This window comes from Arthrobacter sp. CAL618 (assembly GCF_000468215.1).
GTDB lineage: Bacteria > Actinomycetota > Actinomycetes > Actinomycetales > Micrococcaceae > Arthrobacter_D.
In genome coordinates, this window is record NZ_ASZW01000184.1 from 1 (window position 1) to 1,340 (window position 1,340).

The 1,340-nt window shown below is 64.3% G+C and carries 1 protein-coding gene; it reads left to right on the plus strand.

Translation table 11 applies throughout. The features are described from left to right. Positions 1-325 precede the first annotated feature (325 nt). Positions 326-1,340, plus strand: a 1,015-nt coding sequence (locus tag K728_RS0111230; RefSeq protein ID WP_193353931.1) for an NAD(P)-binding domain-containing protein, incomplete at its 3' end; no start/stop codon positions are given.

Here is a 1,340-nt window from a genome sequence, read left to right on the forward strand (position 1 = left end):
GAGCGGCGCCGGCCGGCCGGTGTGTTCATCCAGGAGCAGCAGTTCCTCTTCCACACCGAAGGTTCTTACCGCGGGACCGGTGGAGTTGATGTCTGCTGGCTGCACTGCCTGCCCCCTTCTGGGCGTCAGCTCTGCCAATCATCATCGGATTCGAAGATGAGAGCTTAGTCAGAAGGTTCCTCAAATCTGAAAATGGTGTCAAGGGTCAATCGCGGCCACGGCACCTGACGCCCCTTGAGCCATTTGGTGTGGATGGGGGTGGAATAAGCGAGGCCTGAGGTCAGTTTTAGCGGTGGAAGACTACGCGCACGAGTGAGAGGGCAGAATGCTGAGGACGGTCGTGATCGGAGCCGGGCAAGCTGGCCTGTCCGCGGCATACTATCTGCGGCGGCAAGGGCTTGAACCCGATGAGGACTTCGTGGTCCTGGACGCCAATGACGGCCCCGGTGGCGCCTGGCGTCACCGCTGGCCGTCACTCACCTTCGGCACTGCCCACAATATTCACGACCTGCCGGGCCTTGAGGTTGGCATCCCCGACCCGACCGAGCCCGCGTCGTCGGTGGTCAGTCGCTACTACGGCGACTATGAAAGGCAATTCGACCTCCCGGTACACCGCCCCGAGGCGGTCACCGAGGTGGTGTCCCCCTCCCCAGCCGGTCCATTGCGAGTAGTTACCCAGTCAGGCAGCTGGGATGCCGAGCTAATCATCAATGGCACCGGGACCTGGGACCGGCCCTATTGGCCGTTTTACCCCGGCCGGGAGCTGTTCCTGGGGAGCCAGCTTCATACCCACGATTTCCAATCTGCGCAGCACTTCCGTGGCCTGCACGTGGTGGTGGTGGGGGCGGGGACGTCAGCGGTCCAGTTCCTTCTCCAACTTGCCGGCGCCGGCGCCACAACGTCCTGGGTCACTCGCCGTCCGCCGTCCTTCACCGGGCGGGAGTTCAATGCCGAATGGGGCAGGGAAGTCGAAGCCCGGGTCAACGAACGGACGGCGGCCGGACTCCCTCCTGCGAGCGTGGTGTCGACCACTGGTCTGCCACTGACCCGCCAATATCAAGACGGGATAGCTGCAGGGAACCTCGTCTCGGTGGGTCCGATGCGGGCTGTCACCCCAGAGGGCGTCCTGTTGGCAGACGGGACAGAAGTCCGCGCGGATGTCATCCTGTGGGCCACCGGGTTCCGTCCGGCACTGGACCACCTCGCTCCGCTGAAATTACGGGAGGCCGGGGGCGGAATCCGGATGAAAGGGGTGCATGTGCTCAAGGATCCACGCGTGCTGTTGGTGGGGTACGGTGCCTCGGCCTCAACACTTGGCGCTACCCGCGCGGGCAGGGCGG